Origin of the sequence: Tenacibaculum aquimarinum (assembly GCF_022478115.1) — a bacterium.
Classification (GTDB): Bacteria; Bacteroidota; Bacteroidia; order Flavobacteriales; family Flavobacteriaceae; genus Polaribacter; species Polaribacter aquimarinum_A.
Genome location: NZ_JAKGSC010000007.1, coordinates 54988 through 75729, shown reverse-complemented (window position 1 = coordinate 75729; position 20742 = coordinate 54988). Strand labels below are relative to the sequence as shown.

The following is a 20742-nucleotide window of genomic DNA, read 5'->3' as shown; positions in this document are numbered from 1 at the left end:
TGTTTTTAAATTTATGTGGTCATAATATCAGAAACTCTTAATAGTTCCATATTTATGGTATGACCGCCTTTAATGGCTTCACTTATTTCTGTTGATATAACTTCATTATTTTTTAAACCTACCATTAAGTTGGTTTGTCCATCTATTAATAACTCTACTGCTTTTACTCCCAATCTACTTGCAAGAACTCTATCGAAACAAGAAGGCGAACCACCTCTTTGCATGTGTCCTAATACAGAAACTCTTGCCTCATATTCTGGCAAATTTTCTTCTACATACTTAGCCAAATCGTAAACATTTCTTCCAGATTTATCTCCTTCTGCAACAACTACAATACTAGATGACTTACCTGCTCTTCTACTTTTCTTAAGAGATTCTAACATTCTATCTAATCCTAAATCTTCTTCAGGAATTAAAATTTCTTCTGCTCCTGCACCAACTCCAGCATTTAATGCTATAAAACCAGCATCTCTTCCCATTACTTCTACAAAAAATAATCTATTGTGTGATGAGGCAGTATCTCTAATTTTATCTATAGCTTCAACTGCTGTGTTTAAAGCAGTATCATAACCTAAAGTGTGTGTTGTTCCAAAAATATCATTATCAATAGTTCCTGGAATTCCTATTATTGGAAACTTATATTCTTCATTAAATACAACTGCTCCTGTAAAAGATCCATCTCCACCAATTACAACCATTGCATCTATATTTTGTTCTTTTAGATGCTCGTATGCTTTTGCTCTTCCTTCTTTGGTTCTAAATTCTTTTGATCTAGCTGATTTTAAAATTGTACCTCCTTTGTTAATAATATTATTAACACTCCTTGCAGTTAACTCTATAAAGTCACCATCAATTAAACCTTCATAACCTCTATAGATACCAACACAATTAGCTCTATAATAAGCACAAGTTCTAACTACAGACCTTATTGCTGCATTCATTCCTGGTGAGTCTCCACCAGATGTCATTACTGCTATTTTTTTAATTTTTCCCATATTATTTGAGTATCAAAATTAGTTAATATTTATCACTTTAAATTAAATATTTACGAAATCGTTTTCTAATTTAACGAAGATTTAAAGAAATAATTACCTACTTTTAACTCCCTAAATTAACATCATGAATTTAACAACTCTGGATTATAGTATAATCGGTGGATTTTTTCTTTTCTCATTAATAATTGGACTTTGGGTTTCTAAAACAGCAAGTAAAAATACTTCGGAATACTTTTTATCTGGAAGAAATATGCCTTGGTGGTTATTAGGAGTTTCAATGGTTGCAACAACTTTTGCTGCAGACACTCCTGGATTAGTTACAGAGTTGGTTAGAAAAAATGGAGTTTCAGGTAACTGGGTTTGGTGGGCAATGTTACTAACAGGAATGTTAACTGTCTTTTTTTATGCTAAATTATGGCGAAAATCAGGTATTACAACAGATTTAGAGTTTTATGAAATTAGGTATTCTGGTAAAGTTGCTAGTTTTTTAAGAGGCTTTAGAGCAATATATTTAGGTGTTATTTTTAATATTATTACAATGGCTGGAGTTTGTTTGGCTGGAGCTAAAATTGCCAATATTTTATTAGGAATTTCACAAGGCGAAATGCTATTATACTCATCTATAATTGTTGTTATTTATTCATCTTTAGGAGGTTTAAAAGGTGTTTTAATTACTGATTTTGTTCAATTTATAATTGCAATGATTGGTTCAGTTTGGGCAACAATTTACATTGTAAACTTACCTGAAATTGGGGGATTAACACAATTATTAACGCACGAAAATGTTAGTGGACAATTGGCAATGCTACCCGATTTTTCTAACAAAGAAGCTTTAATTACTTTATTTATTATTCCATTTGCTGTTCAATGGTGGAGCACTTGGTATCCAGGCGCAGAACCTGGTGGTGGTGGTTATATTGCACAAAGAATGTTAGCTGCTAAAGATGAAAAAAATGCAACTTGGGCAACCTTATTTTTCAATTTTGCTCATTATGCTTTGCGTCCTTGGCCTTGGATTATTGTTGGTTTAGCTTCACTAGTTGTTTTCCCTAATTTAGAAAGCATTAACTCTACTTTCCCAAATTTATCTGCAGAAATGCAAGGACATGATGTAGCGTATGCAGCAATGATGACCTATTTACCTGCAGGATTATTAGGTATTGTTTTAACCTCTTTAATTGCTGCCTTTATGAGTACAATTTCCACACAACTTAACTGGGGGAGCTCTTATATAGTTAATGATTTCTACGGAAGATTCATCAACCAAAAAGCAACCGAAAAACAGAAAGTTATTGTTGGTAAAACGACTACAGTTCTACTAATGGTTTGTGCTGCTTTATTTTCTTTTTACTTACAATCTGCAAAAGATGTATTTGACTTATTATTACAAATTGGTGCTGGAACTGGTTTGTTATTTATTTTGCGTTGGTTTTGGAGTAGAATAAATCCATATAGTGAAATTGCTGCTATGTTAATCTCATTTTTAATTGCACTTTTCTTTTTTATTAACGGAAAAATGGAAACTCCAATGATAGAAATAGCAGGTTATTGGAAATTAATTATTGGTGTAGTAATTACAACAATTGGTTGGGTTTTAGTAACACTTTTAACAAAACCTACTAAAAAAGAAACTCTTGAAAATTTTAATACTTTAATTTTTGAAGGTGAAGATAAATTCAAAAATATTGGCATTAAAATTTTAGGCTTTATTGTTGGTACAATTGGGGTTTATAGTTTTTTATTTGCTACCGGAAATTGGATTTACGGAAAAACACAACTTGCCTTAGGTTTAAGTTTATTAACCGTAATTTGTATGGGAATACTTGTTAAAATTTGGAAAAAAATTCAGTAATTATTTTTTCTCTTTTTTACTTAAAGTTTATCAACTTTTTACGAGGCGTTAAAAGAGAATCTTTTTTAACCACTTTTTTAATGGTATCTTTCTTCTTTAATCCTATTTTTTGAAGCAACTCAGACAACGTATTAAAGTTAACTTGGTAAGACAAACCAATACCTTGCGTATAACCTTCTTCTTCTAGTGCAGAATATTGAATTTCATTTTGTCTATTAAAAGCTTTACCTCTAAAGTTGCCTTCTTCATTTAATAAAATTTCTACATTAACGTCTCCTGCAACACTTGTTTGCGTATTTGCACCAACTGGAATACCCACTTTTCCGTTTACAATAACTCTATCACTTAATCTTGTTGAAACTGACACATCTACCTGATCATCAATATTAATATCATTTAAATTACTTCTATCTCCTTGTGTATAACCTAAACCTACTTGAAATTTACCATCTTTACTGTTTAACACACTAGACAAAAGACTTCCAATTACTTCAGAAGCTGTACCTGTTAAACCATTTGCAGCACTATTTCCAATATTTTCTTCATTATAAAATGTACCAAAAGCCAATAGAAAAGTAAAGTGTTTTAACTTTGTATCCACATCGTTTTCATTTAATTTAAACTCTAATTCTGAAGCTATTGTAGAGTTTGCGCTTGGTATTTTGATATCAAATTCTTGTTGAGAACTAAACAAACCTCCAGTAATTTTTGTGTATAAATCAATATCAATTTTACGATTAGAATATACATTATCTAATAAGTTTGCTGGATTTGCTTTTGTTCTAAACACGGCTGTTAAATCTAATTCTGCTTCATAAGGGTTTCCATTCCAAGAAATTGTACCGCCTTTTTGAACCACAAATGGTTTGTTTATAATTCCACCATATTTAAAATTATAGACTCCATTATCTATTTCAAAATCTCCAAACATGTTAAACTTACCACGAGTGTTAATTCTAATATCTAAATTACCTGTTCCGCTTCCTTTTAAATCACTTCCAGATGCTTTATCAATAACCACTTGTGCAACAGCATCTTTTGTTACATCTAAATTAATATTTAGGTTTAAACCTTTTATATCATCTACATTTAACTCTTCGGTAATATTTGTTCCTTCAGATTTAAAGTGAATCAATTTATAATTATCAATTGTTTTAATATCACTCAACGGAATTACAAAAACGGTTCCTGGATTTGTCTTTCCATTAACATCAATAGTTAAATTGCTTGTTAAACCTCTAATTTTAGCATCGCCATCTAAAAAACCTGTTCCGTAATATTGAACTTCTTCTTTATCTTGTGTGTCTAAAATTAATAAGTTATCTGTATCTATATCTAAGTTTAAAAACCATTGTTTAAAATTTTGATGCGTTATACTTCCGTTTAATGTACCCTGTGTTTTGTGTTTTGTATCTTCTAAAAGTATATTAGACAAAATAAATGACTGGTCTTTTAAACGCACACTTGTATTTCCTTTTAAATCAAAATCTACATTTAAATATGGAAATGTTAAACCAGCATCTTTAAAATTTAATACTCCATTAAAATCTGGGTTTCCTAAAAATCCTTTTGCGGTAAAATCTCCAGAAACACTTCCTCTTAATTTAGACAAAACTTCTTCTCCTAAAGGACTAAATGCTGCAATTTGATATTCTTTTAAGAAAACATTTAAATCTAATTCTGGTCTTTTACTAGAAAAATCAATTTTTCCTGTGGCGGCTATACTTTTAGAGTTTTCGTTTTCTAAGGATAAATTAACTGCATATTTTTCTAAAGAATTTTCTCCTTCAACTTGTAAAGCTAAATCTCCTTGTTCAAAATCATTAATACTAAAATTATTGATTGCTAAGTTTCCTTTTGGACTATAAACACCGTTATTTTGTGTAAAATCTAAAACTCCACTCAATTCTCCTTTTAAAGCTAAACTATCTATTGGAGGTAAAAAACTTGCTAGTTTAACTTTTGTAAAATTGGCTTGTAAATCTTTATAGTTATCTCCTTTTAAAGCACCTTCAAAATTGATTTTTTGTTCATCAGAAATTAAAGAAAAAGGGCTGAAAGTAAATTCATTATTCTTTATATCGAAAGTTACTTTGTTGCTTTTATTGTCTTGCGGATTTATAACCCAATCGAATTCTTTATAATTAAATGTAGATTTTTGAATACCAACTACAGATTTTCTATTTTGATTAATTGTATAGAAAAAATCGAGATTAAATTTCTCTGAATTTTCTTTCCCACCGTTAAAAATAGATTTGAAATACAACGTATCATTTACTGTTCTATTTAATAAATTCAATTTATTAACATTATAGTATTTTGTATTAATATTATCTGCTGTTAAATGAGTATTGTATAAAGGATTTTTATTATCCATTCTTAGCAACAATTTATCTACCACAACATCATAAGCATCTATTTTGGGTGAAGAAAAGGTTAACCTTAACGAGTTTTGGTCCGACTTAATTTTACCTTTTATATGCGTGTTTTTTGCCACAGAAACTTGCGGTAAAAATATATCTACAATCTGATTGTAAATCTTAAAATCGAAATCTATAAATTGATTAGGTTTTACAGGATAAGGATTATAATTTGTGTAAACGCTACCTAAAGCATTTTGCGCCATTGGCAATAATTGGTCAAAAGTAAATTTTCCTGTTAACTCACCATCAACAATATCTTTAGAGTCTATTTTTATTGACTTTATACTATCTTTTATAGATGATGTTAAATTAAATTCTTTAAAGGCGTAATCCTTTTTCTGATTGGTATAAACCATGTCTTTAAAAGTAGCTTTTCCAATAATATCATCTAACGTATTTCCATCTACATCAATAGCAATTTCTCCTTTTATAACGGAAATACTATCTCTTGTAAAAAGGTTCGTTTTTTGTAAATCTAGATTATCAATAGCAGCTTTAAAATCGAACTCATAAACTTCTTTAGAAAGGTCTGCCAAACCTTCAAATTTCATTTTTAAATTTTGATCATTTGTATTTAAAATACCATCAAATTTTTTGTTTTGAAACTGACCATTTACATCTAAACTTTTGTAAGTGTAATTATTGAATTCTAATTCAGAAACTGTACCAATTATAGTTGTGTTAATGTTTTCAATTGTAAAACCTTCTCCTTGCACATCTGCTTTTAAAGATATTTTTCCTAAAATTGAATCGTTTGCAAAAATACCAACATCAAAATTTCTAAACTCTACTTCTCCACTGTAAGCAGCATTATCTATATTGTCAATATTACTAAGCTGTAGGTCTGAATTAATGTTACCAATTTCCGATTCTACTGCAAGAGTGGCATCCATTTGATCTGGCGTAACTCTTACCAAACCAGATAAAGTAAAAGTTCCTAATTTTTCAAAATCTGAAGGCAACGTTTTACCCAATACATTTGGTAATAAATTTTTTAATTTCTGATAATTGGCAGTAACATTATCTAAATCTCCATCAAAAATAAAACCTCGCTGAGAATTTAATGCATTTACAAATGCCATATCTCCAACAATTTTTAAACCACTATTAGAGTATAAATTAACATTATTTGCACTAAAATTATTTATAGTTCCATTTATTTTACCTGTAAAAAAGAGTGTTTCATTTCCTCTTATTTCTCCATAAAACTTATGTAAATCTTTTGCCGACAGTTTACTTTTATCAAAATCTGCTTTAATTTTTACTTTGTCTGTAAAATATCTAAAATCTTTTCTGTCGTAATTAAATTCAATTTCAGCTTTTAGATGAGAATCATTATCGGTTTGTAAAGTTGTATTTACAAACTTCATTTGCTTTGTTGTATACGTAAAATCAGTAGTTAAATTTGTAACTTTTACACCTCTGTTTTCAACTAAATACAAACCTCTAATTTTAGTTGAAATATTAGGCCCTTCTAAGAAAAAATCTTGCAAATTACCTCCAGCATTTGTGGCCGAAAACTGTACAGGTACATTCTTATTTTCATCAATTAATTTATAGGTAAGATTGTCTACATATATATTATTTGTTCTTAAAATAAATGGTGTAGAAGTACTGTCTTTTGGTTGATTATCGTCAAAACTATCTAAAAAAACAGTCATACTATCATCAATTTCATCTTTATACGTTTTCATATAAAGGTGAACGCCACTTAAAGAAACATCTGCTAAATTTACTTTGTTATCTAAAATACGTTTTGCGTTTAGTATAGAAGTACTTAATTTGTCTACAAAGATTAAGGTGTCTTTATGATGATCTCTAATTTCAACATTTTTTAACTGAACACTACCTAGGAAAGATAAATCGAGCTTTTTTACAACGATGTTTGTACCAAAATCTTCATTAATTTTATCCGTAGCAAATTTGGCTAATCTTGTTTGTACCGCAGGAATAGACAAAACAAGCATTACCAATAGCCAAAAGAGTAAAAAATACCCTAACCATTTAATGATTTTTTTACCAGCTTTTTTAATGATACAATTTTTTAAAGATTTTCTACAAAAGTAATAAGGAAACAGCAAAAATTTTGCCAATCTTTACAAAGAAAAGTCAATTTTAACGAATATCTAACGTATTATGAATATTTTTGCTCAACAATCTAAAAAAACTTGGATACAAAAAATATTTACATACTTGGTATAGAAAGTTCTTGTGATGATACAAGTGCTTCAGTAATTTGCAATGGAAAGGTTTTAAGCAATGTAGTTGCTAACCAAGAAATACACGCTAAATATGGCGGTGTTGTACCGGAATTAGCTTCACGCGCTCACCAGCAAAACATTGTTCCTGTTGTACAACAAGCAATTGAACAAGCACAAATTGATAAAAAAGATTTAACAGCAATAGCATTTACGCGCGGACCTGGATTAATGGGTTCTTTATTGGTTGGAACTTCTTTTGCAAAGTCTTTAGCACTGGGTTTAAACATACCTTTATTGGATGTAAACCACATGCAAGCACATATTTTAGCGCATTTTATTGAAGAAGAAAACTGTAAAATTCCTCCGTTTCCTTTTGTTTGTTTAACAATAAGTGGCGGACATACACAGATTGTTAAAATCACCAATCATTTTGAAATGGAAATTTTAGGTGAAACTATTGATGATGCTGTTGGAGAAGCTTTTGATAAATCTGCAAAAATTTTAGGATTGCCTTATCCTGGAGGTCCATTAATTGATAAATATGCGCAATTAGGAAACCCAAAAGCGTTTCCTTTTACCAAACCAAAAGTGGGCGATTTAGATTTTAGTTTCAGCGGATTAAAAACTGGTATTCTTTATTTTATTCAGAAAAAAGTAAAAGAAAACCCAGATTTTATTAGCGAAAATCTTAAAGATATCTGTGCTTCTATTCAACATACAATTGTTGAAATATTGATGGATAAAATTAAAAATGCTGTTAAACAAACCAACATTAAACACATTGCAATTGCTGGTGGAGTTTCTGCAAATTCAGAAATTAGAAAACGTTTAGAGTTAGCTCAAAAACATTGGGGTTGGACAACCTATATTCCAAAATTTGAGTACACAACCGATAATGCTGCAATGATTGCTATTACTGGTTATTTAAAATATTTAAACAATAATTATTCTGACATTTCTATTACAGCACAAGCACGTTTAAAAGTTACTGAATAATTTAATTTTTATACAATTTGAAAAAAAGATTTTCCTTTAACATATCGTATTTTTTACTATGGATGTTTTACTTTATCATAGCAAGAACTTGTTTCTTATTATTTTATTTTGAAAAAACATCAGAAGCAGGAATTATTGATGCTTTAAAAGCTTCTTTTTACGGATTACGTTTAGATGCTTCTTTTACTGCTTACGTAAGTTTAGTGCCATTTCTACTAATAATATTTTCAACTTTTATCCCAAATAAGCTAGCTTCTACTTTAATAAAAACGATAACTTTTCCATTAATTTTTATTGTTTCATTATTGATGATAATTGACATTGGACTTTATCAATCTTGGGGAGTAAGAATAGATGCTACGTTATTAAATTATATTGAAACACCAGAATTAATGTGGGCTTCTACCTCAACAAGTCAAATAGTATTTGGAGGTTTGTTTTGGCTAGTTTTATCGCTTTTTTTCTGTTATTTATTCAATAAACTAATCAACAAAAAAGTTTTAAATTTCGATAAAGGAACAATTATACAAGCAATTATTTTATTATTAATTACTGCAGCATTAATACTACCTATTCGTGGTGGAACACAAGATATCCCAATAAATCAGAGTAATGTTTACTTTTCGGACAACATGTTTGCTAATCATGCAGCGGTAAACTCTGTTTGGAATTTTTCATATTCACTTTCAAAAAAAACAAAAGGTAAAAACCCATATAAAACACTAGACAAAGAACTTGCAACAAGTATTATTAATAAAAGAAGAAATGCACTTTTAGAACCTTCTTTTAATGATAAAATATTAAAAACAGACTCGCCAAACATCATTTTAATTATTTGGGAAAGCTTAACAGGAAAATTTGTTGAAAGTATTGGCGGTGAACCCGATGTTACTTCAAACTTAAACAAACTTTCTAAAGAAGGAATTTTATTTTCAAACTTTTACGGTAACGGAGATAGAACAGATAAAGGGATTATTGCAATTCTAAGTGGTTATTATCCACAAACAAATAGAAGTATTATAAAAATTCCAAGTAAAGCTAGAAAACTACCAATGCTTACTTCAAAGATGATGAAATTAGGTTACGAAACTAGTTTTTATTATGGTGGCGATTTAAACTTTGGTAACATGAATACTTATTTTAGAAATAGTGGTGTTACTAATTTTGTTGATGGAAGTCATTTCGACAAAAAAGATTGGAGTTCTAAATGGGGCGCTTACGACCATGTTTTTTTAGACACTTTAGCCAAAGACTTATCAAAAGTACAAGAAAAGCCATTCTTTAAAATTGCATTAACACTTACAAGTCACGAACCTTTTGAATTTCCTGGGGAATTTAAATTTGGTAAAGACACCAAGGAAAACATGTTTAGAAGTTCGCATGCTTACACCGATGAAGCAATTGGAAAATTTGTTGATTTTGCAAAAAAACAACCTTGGTGGAACAACACTTTGGTAGTTATTATGTCTGATCATGGACATTGGATGCCAAAACACGAAGGCTATTTTAACTCTCCAAAGAAATTTAAAATTCCGATGTTGTGGTTAGGTGGCGCTTTACAGAAAAAAGACACAGTAATTTCTACAATTTCGGCACAAACCGATTTTGCTTATTCATTATTAAAAACAATGAATAAACCCGAAGAAGCTAAAGATTTTATTTGGGGAAAAAATATTTTTAATAATGCTGATGAGCAGTACGCGCATTATATCTTTAATAACGGTTTTGGAACAATTGATAAAAATGGTGTTTTTGTTTATGACTTTACAAGTAAAAAAGACATAATTAACAATGGATCTTCTGCTAAAAAATTAGATTCTTTAGGGAAAGCTATTTCTCAAAAAGCATATCAAGATTTTATGGACAAATAAAACAAACCCATAAAATTTGCTCTAAAGCTTCATTTATGGGTTTGTCCGAATCGGGGTAATATGTTTCCTATAACGTTTTAATAGAGCAACCTATTGCCTTTGTATTGGTGTTTTTTATTTCTCCGCCAGTTAAAAGTGCATTTACAGCATCTTCTACATAACTTACAGAAACCTTTTCTTCATTACGAGCATTATTGTCAATTGTACCAATGTAAGCTACTTTTAAGCCTTCTGAATCTTTATTCAACAAATACACATGTGGTGTTTTTGTTGCTCCATATTTTGGATAAACTTTTTGTCCTTCATCAAATAAATAAGGAAATGTAAAACCTTTTATCTCTGCTCTTTGTTGCATGCTTGCAAAATCATCTCCTAAAGATGCCGCAGGATCATTTGGATTTATAGCAATTACCGGATATCCTTTACTTTTAAACTTATTATCTAAAGCAATAATTCTGTTTTCGTACATTTTAGAATATGGACATTGGTTACAAGTAAATATTACAATAAAACCTTTGGCATCTTTATAATCTGCCATAGAAACCATTTTATTATCAATATTTTTAAGTGAAAAATCATCGGCATAATCACCAACTTTATATCCTTTCGATGTAGTATTATTTATGGTAAAAGCAGTAATAATTGCTATTACAAGTATTGCTGATAAAATTTTTAGTGTTTTCATATTATTAGTTTAAAAAGGTGTTTACTTCGTTTTCTAAAGTTTTATAGTCGAAAGATTGCTCGTAAAACTTACGTTTATTTTTAGAATAAATTAAGGTTGCAGGCAAAGAACCAGACCAATCTTTATCTATTTCAGAAATCCAACGTTGCTCATTAGTATCATCTAATAATACAACTTTAGATTGTATTTCATTTTTTTCAATAAAAGGAATTAGGCGTTTATCTACTTGCTTAGGAAAGTCTAAACTTACTAATAAAACCTCAACGTTTTTAGTTGCAAAATCTGATTTTATTTTTTCAAAAGCAGGCAATTCTTTTACACAAGGTGCACACCAAGTTGCCCAAAAATTTACGACGTAGACTTTATCGTCATTTATATGTAAAAGTGGTTTTAAGCCATCATAATTATAGCTTTTAATTTTTACATTAGATGCAATTACAGCTTTCTTAACTTCACTTTTATTTGAAGGTTTTTGTTCTGTTTTACAACCAAAAAACAAAAAAGATGCAATTAAAAAGTATACAATATTCTTCATAAAAGTAAAATTACTAATAAAAGAAGTTGGTAAAAAAGAATTAACTAAACATTAGTAAATGTTTAACTCTTATTAGTTTAACAGAAAATTTCATTTAAAATCTTTGCTAAACGTATTCCTCCTTTTTGCAACTGATCTCTAACAGTACCAAAATGATCGTAAGAATATCTGTAGCGTAAGTTCTCACCTACTTTAGCAGAATTATACACTTCCTTAGTAATTTGATGAACTTCTTCTACCCAATCTACTAGAGTTCCAGCTTCAATGGCTTTAATTTGTTTTTTAGATAAATCTTTAGCATTATCTGCTAATTCTAAATAACTCATATTCCATTCTTCAATCATTTTTGTATCCCAAACTGCATGTAAATTTGTTCCTGTACCAAACCATTGAACCTGTACCGTATTACCTCCTTTATCTTCTCTTTGTCCAATATGTAATGGTTGGTGTAAATCTCCCACAAAATGAACTAACATTTTTAAATGGAACGATTTATCTTCATCTGTACTATTTTTATCTTTTAAGATTTTAATACATTCATTAATTCCTGTAACTAAATCTCCCTTCGGATTTTTTGCTGTAGTCGCGTACGTTTCATGCAAATCCATATTAATATAGTGCCAAGAATAATACTTGCTAAACGCTCTATCTGACTTAATTTCATCTGCATAAGTTGAAACAAATGCCAAACTTTGTCCATTTAGTAGCTTGTCTATTTTCTTTTTAGCTCTTTTTTTAAGGTGATTTTCAGCAATTTTACCTGTAGCTCTGTGGCCGTTTTGTCCCCAGAAAAAAGTTTCTTCTGTTGTTGATTTCCCAAAGAAAAAGAAAGGTATTAATAAAAGTAATTTGAATTTCATAATAAACAAAGGATTAATAATATTCGGCTAAAATATAAAATAATTTCATCAAAAATTTGGAAAACTCAAAATTTATATCATATCTTTACGATATCATTTTAATATCACTTTAAATTTTACACATATGGAATCAGAGAAAATTATTAAACCCGCAAACGGTTATTTAATGTTAGCAGTAACATTAGCATTATTTTTTGGAAGTATTTTTATAACTTTCAATCAAAAGCAACCAATATTTTTAATTATAACATTACTAGCTTTTATTGGCCTTTTTGGATTTATTCTTGTTAATCCAAACACCTCTAAAGTTGTTTTACTTTTTGGTAAATATGTTGGAACTATTAAACAAAACGGATTGTATTGGGCAAATCCATTGTATAAAAAGAAAACTGTTTCTTTAAGAGCAAGTAATTTTGATAGTGAGCGTTTAAAAGTAAACGATAAATTAGGAAATCCGGTTATGATTTCTACAATTTTAGTTTGGCGTGTTACTGATACTTACAAAGCAGCTTTTGATGTAGATAATTACGAAAACTTTGTACGTGTACAAACAGATGCGGCCGTAAGAAAGTTAGCAAGCATGTATCCGTATGATAATTTTGCAGATGAAGGTCATGATGAAGATATTACACTTAGATCAAGTGTAAACGAGGTTTCAGAAGCTTTAGAAAAGGAGTTAGAAGAACGTCTTTCTATTGCTGGTATCGAGGTTTTAGAAGCTAGAATAGGTTATTTAGCGTATGCACAAGAAATAGCTTCTGCAATGTTAAAAAGACAACAAGCTACAGCAATTATTGCTGCACGTCATAAAATTGTTCAAGGCGCTGTAGATATGGTAGAAATGGCTTTAGAACAACTAAACAAAAAACAAATTGTTGAGTTAGATGAAGAACGAAAAGCTGCTATGGTTAGTAACTTACTAATTATTTTATGTGGAGATAAAGAGGCTTCACCTGTTTTAAATACAGGAACTTTAAATCATTAAAAAAAATCAATTCAATTATGAAAGAATATAAAGTAGTTACCTTAAAATTAGGTTTGAGAAATAGGATTGAAAAATTTGAAGACTTATTAAATCAATATGCAAGAGAAGGTTGGGTTTTAAAAGAAATGCCGCAAAACTGGAATGCTATTGTTTTGGAGAGAAACAAAAACAGATAAAATGAACGTTTTTAAAGAAGAACAACGTTTTATTCAAACTTGGCTAATTGTATTATTAGCGGTAAGTATTATTGTACCAATGGCAATTATTATAAATACATATTTGGAAGATAATTCAACTATGACAACCAATGAGTTTGTGTTTACAATAGCCGGAATATTACTTTCAGTATCTTTTATTTTCTTCTTTAAACTAACAACCAGAATTGACGAAAAAGGAATTCACTATCAATTTTTTCCGTTTCATTTTTCAATGAGAAAAATAACTTGGTCAGAAATTGAAAAAGCTCATGTTAGAACCTACGATCCTATTTCAGAATATGGCGGTTGGGGATTAAAAGGTGGCGCTTTTTGGAATAAATCTAAAGGCACTGCAATAAATGTTTCTGGAGATGTTGGTATTCAACTGGAATTAAAAAATGGTAAAAAATTATTAATTGGTACACAAAAAGAAAACCAAGTAAATTTAGTTTTAAAAAAATATCAAAATAAAATTATCGCATAATGATACGACTAATAACATATTTAATAGTAATTTTAATTGGATTTACAACTTCATTTGCACAGGTAAAAAGTGAAGAAATTCTCATAAAAAACGAAGGTGTAGAATTACCAGGAACTTTAAGTTTTTCCGAAGAAAAAACACCATTATTAATTTGGATTCACGGTTCAGGCGGTGTTGACAGAAACGGAAATACACCACAATACATAAAACAATTTAGAGATAGTATAAATGCAAATAAAATTGCCTTTTTTAGTTACGATAAAAGAACTGCCAATAAAAATAATATTGTTTTCCTAAAACAAGGCGTCTTATTTAACGACTTTGTTTTAGACGCAAAAACCGTTATTAATCACTTTAAAAAAGATAACAGATTCTCAGAAATTATTTTAGTTGGGCACAGTCAAGGTTCATTAATTGCCATGTTAGCCTCAGAAAAAACAGACAAATACATTTCGTTAGCTGGTGCAGGAGAAACTATCGATAAAACATTAGTAAGACAATTATCTGCTCAAAATCCTGTTTTGGGGCAATCTGTAAAAAGTCATTTAAAAGAATTGATGGAAACTGGTACAATTAAAGAAGTAAATCCAATGTTAGCTGGTATGTTTTCCAAGCAAAATTTACCTTTCTTAAGATCTTGGATTAGTATAAACCCAACAGACGAAATTAAAAAAATAACACTACCAATATTAATTTTAAACGGAACAAAAGATTTGCAAGTTCCTGTAAAAGATGCCGAAAATTTGCACAATGCAAATCCAAGTTCTAAATTAGTACTAATTAAAAACATGAATCACGTTTTAAAAGACATTCAAAAAGACCAAGACAATTTAAAATCGTATTATTCGGCAGATTTTCCATTATCAACAACACTAATAAAAACCGTTGTAACCTTTGTAAAAAAATAAAATGGCAAAGAAGAAAGCTTTCGCGTTGCGAGTAAATGAAGACATGATAAAAGCTATTGAAAAATGGGCTGCAGACGAGTTTCGTTCCACAAACGGACAAATAGAATGGATGTTAATGCAAGCACTTAAAGACGCAAAAAGAGAACCTAAAAAGAAAGAATAATATTTTTTTGGCGTTACCTTTCAGGTCGCGCTTTCCGTTATATCTTTTTTGTAAAAAAACAAAAAAGGATGCCACTTCAATCGCTAACGCAGGCGTATTTACAAGCAAAAATCCTACTTCAATAAACTAAACTCTTATTCAATATTCTCCGATATAGAACTTGAAGCGAGCGTCAAACATTTGAAGTATTCATAAAAATAAATCTGATTTTCTGTTAAAAAAACGTTCAATTTATATGGAGCGTTTTCTATTTTGTATCTTGTTGCCATCAAACTTAATTCAACAAAATACAAACAATGAAAAAACTATTTACGCTACTTTTTTTATGCACTACTACGCTACTCTTTTCACAAGAGTTTTCAATGGATTTAGTAAAAAACATGAAACCAAGAAACATTGGTCCTGGCGGAATGTCGGGTCGTGTTACATCTATTGATGTTGTAGAATCTAACCCAGAAATAATGTACGTTGGTACCGCTTCTGGTGGAATTTGGAAATCTACTTCTGGCGGAATAAAATGGGAACCAATTTTCGAAAAAGAATTAACTGCTTCAATCGGTGCAGTTGCAATTCAACAATCTAACCCAAGTGTAATTTGGGCAGGAACTGGAGAAGGAAACCCAAGAAATAGTTTAAATGGTGGTTTTGGTATTTACAAATCTTTGGACGCTGGTAAAACCTGGAAATCTATGGGCTTGGAAAAAACACGTCATATTCATCGTGTAATCATTCATCCAACAAATCCAGATATCGTTTATGTTGGCGCAATTGGTTCTCCTTGGGGAGAACACCAAGAAAGAGGTGTTTACAAAACTAATGATGGCGGAAAATCTTGGAAACAAATTTTATTCAACAATATAAAAACAGGTGCTGCCGATTTAATTATGGATCCTTCAAATCCTAATAAATTAATAGTTGCCATGTGGGAACACAAACGCGATCCTTGGTTTTTTAATTCTGGAGGAAAAGGAAGTGGTTTATACATTACACATGACGGAGGAGAAAACTGGAAAAAAGTAACGGACAAAGAAGGATTTCCAAAAGGAGAATTAGGAAGAATTGGTGTTGCAATTGCGCCCAATAATCCTGATGTAATTTATGCTTTAGTGGAAGCAAAAAAGAATGCATTATACAAAAGTGAAGATGGCGGATTTAAATGGAAAAAAATAAACGATAAACCTGGTATTGGAAATCGTCCATTTTATTATTCAGAAATTTATGTAGATCCAACAAATGAGAATAGATTATATACCGTTTTTACATACGTAAATGTGTCTCAAGATGGCGGAAAATCATTCAAACAATTAATGCCTGCTTATGGTGTAGACAATGGAATTCATCCCGATCATCATGCTTGGTGGATTCATCCAACAAATGGAAAATTTATGATTGATGGAAACGACGGAGGTTTAAACATTACCAAAGATGGTGGTAAAACTTGGCGTTTTATTGGTAATATTCCTGTTGCACAATTTTATCATATAAATGTTGATAATGAGTTTCCATATAATGTTTATGGTGGAATGCAAGACAACGGTTCTTGGCGTGGTCCAGCGTATGTTTGGAAAGCACAAGGAATTAGAAATTCTTATTGGCAAGAAATTAGTTTTGGAGACGGTTTTGATGTTGTTCCAGATAAAGATGATTCTCGTTATGGTTGGACAATGAGTCAACAAGGTTCTGTTTCAAGATATGATCATATTACAGGAAATAATTACGGCGTAAAACCAACGCATAAAGATCCAAATGTAAAATTACGTTTCAACTGGAATTCAGCCATAAATATTGATCCTTTTGATAATTCAACCTTATACTTCGGAAGTCAATTTGTCCATAAATCAACAGATAAAGGATTAACTTGGAACGTTATTTCTCCCGATTTATCTACCAACAATCCTGAAAAGTTAAAACAAGCCGAAAGTGGTGGTTTAACTATGGATGCAACTGGCGCAGAAAATCACTGTACAATTTTAGTAATTGAACCAACTCCTTTAGAAAAAGATGTGTTGTGGGCAGCTACAGATGACGGGCAAGTTCATATAACCAAAAATGGTGGTGCTAGTTGGACAAATGTTGCTAAGAATTTAAGAGGCTTACCAGAAAATTCTTGGATTACGCAAATAAAAGCTTCCAATAAAAATAAAGGAGAAGCGCTTTTAGTTGCCAATGATTATAGACGTTTTAACTACGAACCTTATGCGTATAGAACTAAAAACTATGGACAAACTTGGGAGCGAATTGTTGATAAAAATGATGTTGAAGGTTTTACGCAATGTATTATCGAAGATCCAGAAAACGCTAATTTATTGTTCTTAGGAACTGACGATGGATTGTATATTTCCATAAACGCAGGACAAAAATGGACAAAATGGACCAACGGATTTCCTACAGTTCCCGTAAAAGATTTAGTTATTCATCCTCGTGAACAAGATTTAGTAATTGGAACTTTTGGTAGAGCTGCATGGGTTTTAGATGATATAAGACCTTTACGTGAAATTGCAAAAAACAATGTTACGAATCAAAAGCTAACATTATTTGCTCCTCCAACTGCTTATCAAGCGGCTAATCAACAACCTACAGGAAGCAGATTTGGTGCAGATGCAATGTATCAAGGTGAAAACAGAAAACGAGGTGCTCAAATTTCTTACTACATTAATAAACCTAAAAAGAGTTTAGAGAAAAGAGAAAAGACGAAAGACAAAGAAGAGAATTCAAAAAATGTTATCAAATTCGATTCTATAAAATTAGAAATTTTTGATGGAGCTCGTAAAATCAGAACTTTAAAGTTTAAAACTCCAAAAGAAAATGGTCTTCATAAAACAACTTGGTATTTAAGAGAAAAGGGAGTTGCAAGAGCTTCAAGAAGAATTAGAAAACAAACTAGAGAACCAGGTGGAGTTTCAGTTAAACCTGGAACTTACAAACTAAAAATGACATTTGGTGATGTTGTTTCTGAGCAAAACATTAAAGTTGAATTTGATCCAAGATTGCAAATTTCTGAAGCGGCTATTAATCAAAAATATGATGCCAGTAAAGAATTGGAAACCTATCAACAAAAAATTGCAAACGTTGTAAAGCAATTGGTAGAAAGTAAAAATACTGCAACTTCTTTAAAATCAGAGTTTACAAAAGAGGATAAAGAAAAGTATAAAGATGAAATAAAATCTTCAAAAGATATTATTAAAAAAATTGATAGTTTAATAGCAATGTATTTAGGCACAATTGATAAACGACAAGGAATTACAAGAAATCCTGAAATTACCGTAAATCAACGTTTTGGGCAAGCAAGTAGATATATTCGTTCTCGTTTTGGAGAACAAACTAATACAGAAACTGTATTGTTAAATCAATTTAAAGAATCTTTCCAAGAAGGAATTGAAAAAACAAATGCTTTCTATACAGATGAATGGGCTAAATATAAATCACTAGTTGAAAAGATTGATATTTCTCCTTTTAAAAAAATAACTACTTTTTCTAAAAATTAATTATTTTTGAATCGTAATTAAAATTAACAATCTCCTACCTATCTATGGTGGGAGATTTTAAATATAACAAATAGCCTATAGCAATGAAAAAAGCACTTTTTATCCTTATTATTTTATTTTCTTTAAACAATTTTGCGCAAAACAACCCAGAAAAAGAATTGGGTGTTTGGTACATGTATAATGGTTCTCACCAAGTTTCAAATAAATTTAGTTTAAAAACGATGGCACATTTTCGCTTTTTTGAAATTGGAGATGATATGCAGCAATTTATTGGTCGTTTAGGCGCTAATTATAAAATAAACAATAACATGAGCGCCACTTTAGGATATTCATATTTAAACACAGACGGTACTTTTGGATTTGATGGAGGAAACATAAATGAACACAGAATTTATGAAGATTTCAACCTAAAACATAACATAAATTCTTTAGGTTTTGCTCATCGTTTAAGAGCTGAACAACGTTTTTTTAATTCTGAAACTGGTCATTTTTTACGTTATCAAATTGCACTAAACTACCCTTTAGACAACAAATGGTCTACGTATTTATACAACGAAACATTTTTAGATTTCGATGGCGAAGCTTTCAATCAAAATTGGTTAGGAGCAGGTTTAAAATACAAGCTTTCTAAAATTGTTAAATTACAAGCTGGTTATCAAAGAATAAGCGTTAATAATGGTGGCGATTTTAACAGAATTCAACTAGGTATTGCTATTAGTACAGATCATAGAAAAAAGACTAAGAATTAATTTTATACTTTAGCAAAAACTAACAATTATACATGGAAGCACCTATTTTTACAAATGATGCAATCGTATTCGGAATTTTAATGATTTCTCTTGGGTTCGTATTTTATACAGAAAGTAAAACTGACGGATTTTGGCCTAAATTTTACAAAATAGTTCCTGGCTTATTCATGGCGTATTTTATTCCTGCAATCTTCACAACTTTAGGCATAATTTCCCCCGAATGGGAAACAACAAGTGCTGCTGGTGAAGTTGTAAAAGGAAAATCGCAATTATATTATGTTGCAAGTAGATTTTTATTACCTGCTGCTTTAGTTTTAATGACCTTAAGCATCGATTTAAAAGCAATTTTTAACCTAGGGAATAAAGCTTTAATTATGTTTTTTACAGGAACTGTAGGAATTATAATTGGAGGACCTTTGGCAATATTATTAATTTCTATATTCTCTCCAGAAACAGTTGGCGGAGCCGATTTTGATGCTGTTTGGCGTGGGCTTTCTACGTTGGCAGGAAGTTGGATTGGCGGTGGAGCAAACCAAACTGCAATGTTGGAAATTTACCAATACAATCCTCAAAAATACGGAGGAATGGTATTTGTAGATATTGTTGTAGCCAATGTTTGGATGGCTATCTTATTGATAGGAATTGGTAAAAAAGACAAGATAAATAAATGGTTAAAAGCAGATACTTCTGCTATTGAAGAATTAAAAGAAAAGGTTTCTAAATTTACACTAGGTGTTAAAAGAAATCCAACTTTAACCGATTTTATGATAATGCTAGCAATAGCATTCGGAACTGTTGGTTTCGGGCATTTTTCTTCTGCATTTTTAAGTGATTTCTTTAGCGGTTTAGTAGCAAAAATTCAATCGGAAACATGGAGAAACATCTTTACCTTTTTAGGTTCTGGTTTCTTTTGGTTGATAAGTATTTCAACTATTATAGCAATTATTTTATCATTTACAAAAGCGAAGAATTATGAAGGCGCTGGCGCAAGTAAATTGGGTAGTATTTTTATTTACATATTAGTTGCTTCTATTGGAATGAAAATGGATTTAACCATGATTTTTGACAATGTTGGTTTAATTGCAATTGGTGTAGTTTGGATGTCTATACATGCAGGTTTACTAATTTTAGTAGCAAAATTAATTAAAGCACCATATTTCTTCTTAGCAGTTGGTAGCCAAGCAAACGTTGGTGGTGCAGCTTCTGCTCCTATTGTTGCACAAGCATTTCACCCATCTTTAGCAACTGTTGGAGTTTTACTTGCTGTATTTGGTTATGCAATTGGTACAGTTGGTGCAATTTTGTGTACTATTTTAATGGAAATAGCTTCAAAAGTATAATCTAAATCCGCAT

Annotated in this window: 16 protein-coding genes; 11 read left to right on the top strand and 5 right to left on the bottom strand. The window is 30.4% G+C overall.

Features of this window, described 5'->3' with window-relative positions; all coding sequences use genetic code 11:
• Nucleotides 1-11 precede the first annotated feature (11 nt).
• The gene (gene pfkA, locus L1S33_RS11915) at nt 12-995 is read right to left on the bottom strand and encodes a 6-phosphofructokinase (RefSeq protein ID WP_240562489.1); all 984 of its coding nucleotides are present in this window, start codon (nt 993-995) and stop codon (nt 12-14) included.
• Nucleotides 996-1119: 124 nt separating this feature from the next.
• Between pfkA and L1S33_RS11910 the strand changes: the two genes are divergently transcribed.
• The gene (locus tag L1S33_RS11910; RefSeq protein WP_240562488.1) at nt 1120-2847 is read left to right on the top strand and encodes a sodium:solute symporter family protein; all 1728 of its coding nucleotides are present in this window, start codon (nt 1120-1122) and stop codon (nt 2845-2847) included.
• Nucleotides 2848-2863: 16 nt separating this feature from the next.
• Here L1S33_RS11910 and L1S33_RS11905 read toward each other — a convergent pair whose 3' ends face one another.
• Nucleotides 2864-7237 carry a translocation/assembly module TamB domain-containing protein gene (locus L1S33_RS11905; protein ID WP_240562487.1) on the bottom strand — a complete coding sequence of 1458 codons (4374 nt, stop codon included), beginning with the start codon at nt 7235-7237 and terminating at the stop codon, nt 2864-2866.
• A gap of 201 nt (nt 7238-7438) precedes the next feature.
• Between L1S33_RS11905 and tsaD the strand changes: the two genes are divergently transcribed.
• Together tsaD and L1S33_RS11895 are read left to right on the top strand one after the other, a co-directional pair.
• Nucleotides 7439-8467 carry a tRNA (adenosine(37)-N6)-threonylcarbamoyltransferase complex transferase subunit TsaD gene (gene tsaD / locus L1S33_RS11900; protein ID WP_240562486.1) on the top strand — a complete coding sequence of 343 codons (1029 nt, stop codon included), beginning with the start codon at nt 7439-7441 and terminating at the stop codon, nt 8465-8467.
• A 62-nt stretch (nt 8468-8529) separates the two neighbouring features.
• Nucleotides 8530-10338, top strand: coding sequence for an LTA synthase family protein (locus L1S33_RS11895; protein WP_240562485.1), 1809 nt, complete (start codon nt 8530-8532; stop codon nt 10336-10338).
• A 67-nt stretch (nt 10339-10405) separates the two neighbouring features.
• Here the strand turns inward: L1S33_RS11895 and L1S33_RS11890 are convergent, their stop codons facing one another.
• The 3 genes from L1S33_RS11890 to L1S33_RS11880 all read right to left on the bottom strand — a co-directional run bounded on the left by L1S33_RS11890 (nt 10406) and on the right by L1S33_RS11880 (nt 12418).
• A complete protein-coding gene (locus L1S33_RS11890; protein ID WP_240562484.1) occupies nt 10406-11023 on the bottom strand; it encodes a thioredoxin family protein in 618 nt (205 codons plus the stop codon).
• A gap of 4 nt (nt 11024-11027) precedes the next feature.
• Nucleotides 11028-11558 carry a TlpA disulfide reductase family protein gene (locus tag L1S33_RS11885; protein WP_240562483.1) on the bottom strand — a complete coding sequence of 177 codons (531 nt, stop codon included), beginning with the start codon at nt 11556-11558 and terminating at the stop codon, nt 11028-11030.
• A gap of 77 nt (nt 11559-11635) precedes the next feature.
• Entirely contained in the window at nt 11636-12418 is a 783-nt protein-coding gene (locus L1S33_RS11880) for a S1/P1 nuclease (RefSeq protein WP_240562482.1), read from the bottom strand.
• Between the two features lie 124 nt (nt 12419-12542).
• Here L1S33_RS11880 and L1S33_RS11875 point away from each other — a divergent pair, with 124 nt between their 5' ends.
• The 8 genes from L1S33_RS11875 to L1S33_RS11840 all read left to right on the top strand — a co-directional run bounded on the left by L1S33_RS11875 (nt 12543) and on the right by L1S33_RS11840 (nt 20729).
• Nucleotides 12543-13403 (top strand): SPFH domain-containing protein, encoded by an 861-nt coding sequence (locus L1S33_RS11875; protein WP_240562481.1) that lies wholly within the window; start codon nt 12543-12545, stop codon nt 13401-13403.
• A gap of 17 nt (nt 13404-13420) precedes the next feature.
• Nucleotides 13421-13579, top strand: a complete 159-nt coding sequence (locus L1S33_RS11870; protein ID WP_240551875.1) for a DUF4177 domain-containing protein — start codon at nt 13421-13423, stop codon at nt 13577-13579.
• A gap of 1 nt (nt 13580) precedes the next feature.
• Entirely contained in the window at nt 13581-14084 is a 504-nt protein-coding gene (locus L1S33_RS11865; RefSeq protein ID WP_240562480.1) for a hypothetical protein, read from the top strand.
• Nucleotides 14084-14992, top strand: a complete 909-nt coding sequence (locus tag L1S33_RS11860) for an alpha/beta hydrolase (protein ID WP_240562479.1) — start codon at nt 14084-14086, stop codon at nt 14990-14992. Before L1S33_RS11865 ends, L1S33_RS11860 begins: the two co-directional genes overlap by 1 nt.
• Before the next feature lies 1 nt (nt 14993).
• Nucleotides 14994-15155 (top strand): Arc family DNA binding domain-containing protein, encoded by a 162-nt coding sequence (locus tag L1S33_RS11855; protein ID WP_240551872.1) that lies wholly within the window; start codon nt 14994-14996, stop codon nt 15153-15155.
• Nucleotides 15156-15451: 296 nt separating this feature from the next.
• Complete coding sequence (locus tag L1S33_RS11850; RefSeq protein WP_240562478.1) at nt 15452-18640, top strand: VPS10 domain-containing protein; 3189 nt, start codon at nt 15452-15454, stop codon at nt 18638-18640.
• An 83-nt stretch (nt 18641-18723) separates the two neighbouring features.
• Nucleotides 18724-19389, top strand: a complete 666-nt coding sequence (locus tag L1S33_RS11845) for a DUF2490 domain-containing protein (RefSeq protein WP_240551870.1) — start codon at nt 18724-18726, stop codon at nt 19387-19389.
• A gap of 32 nt (nt 19390-19421) precedes the next feature.
• Nucleotides 19422-20729 (top strand): DUF819 family protein, encoded by a 1308-nt coding sequence (locus L1S33_RS11840; RefSeq protein ID WP_240562477.1) that lies wholly within the window; start codon nt 19422-19424, stop codon nt 20727-20729.
• Nucleotides 20730-20742 lie beyond the last annotated feature (13 nt).

Excerpts from the sequence above, each read along its gene's own strand:
- L1S33_RS11855 (WP_240551872.1), top strand. The coding sequence starts at position 14,994 with ATGGCAAAGAAGAAAGCTTTCGCGTTGCGAGTAAATGAAGACATGATA.
- L1S33_RS11890 (WP_240562484.1), bottom strand. The coding sequence starts at position 11,023 with ATGAAAACACTAAAAATTTTATCAGCAATACTTGTAATAGCAATTATT.
- L1S33_RS11875 (WP_240562481.1), top strand. The coding sequence starts at position 12,543 with ATGGAATCAGAGAAAATTATTAAACCCGCAAACGGTTATTTAATGTTA.
- L1S33_RS11895 (WP_240562485.1), top strand. The coding sequence starts at position 8,530 with ATGTTTTACTTTATCATAGCAAGAACTTGTTTCTTATTATTTTATTTT.
- L1S33_RS11840 (WP_240562477.1), top strand. The coding sequence starts at position 19,422 with ATGGAAGCACCTATTTTTACAAATGATGCAATCGTATTCGGAATTTTA.
- pfkA (WP_240562489.1), bottom strand. The coding sequence starts at position 995 with ATGGGAAAAATTAAAAAAATAGCAGTAATGACATCTGGTGGAGACTCA.
- L1S33_RS11870 (WP_240551875.1), top strand. The coding sequence starts at position 13,421 with ATGAAAGAATATAAAGTAGTTACCTTAAAATTAGGTTTGAGAAATAGG.
- L1S33_RS11845 (WP_240551870.1), top strand. The coding sequence starts at position 18,724 with ATGAAAAAAGCACTTTTTATCCTTATTATTTTATTTTCTTTAAACAAT.
- L1S33_RS11910 (WP_240562488.1), top strand. The coding sequence starts at position 1,120 with ATGAATTTAACAACTCTGGATTATAGTATAATCGGTGGATTTTTTCTT.
- L1S33_RS11885 (WP_240562483.1), bottom strand. The coding sequence starts at position 11,558 with ATGAAGAATATTGTATACTTTTTAATTGCATCTTTTTTGTTTTTTGGT.
- L1S33_RS11880 (WP_240562482.1), bottom strand. The coding sequence starts at position 12,418 with ATGAAATTCAAATTACTTTTATTAATACCTTTCTTTTTCTTTGGGAAA.
- L1S33_RS11850 (WP_240562478.1), top strand. The coding sequence starts at position 15,452 with ATGAAAAAACTATTTACGCTACTTTTTTTATGCACTACTACGCTACTC.
- L1S33_RS11865 (WP_240562480.1), top strand. The coding sequence starts at position 13,581 with ATGAACGTTTTTAAAGAAGAACAACGTTTTATTCAAACTTGGCTAATT.
- L1S33_RS11860 (WP_240562479.1), top strand. The coding sequence starts at position 14,084 with ATGATACGACTAATAACATATTTAATAGTAATTTTAATTGGATTTACA.
- L1S33_RS11905 (WP_240562487.1), bottom strand. The coding sequence starts at position 7,237 with ATGCTTGTTTTGTCTATTCCTGCGGTACAAACAAGATTAGCCAAATTT.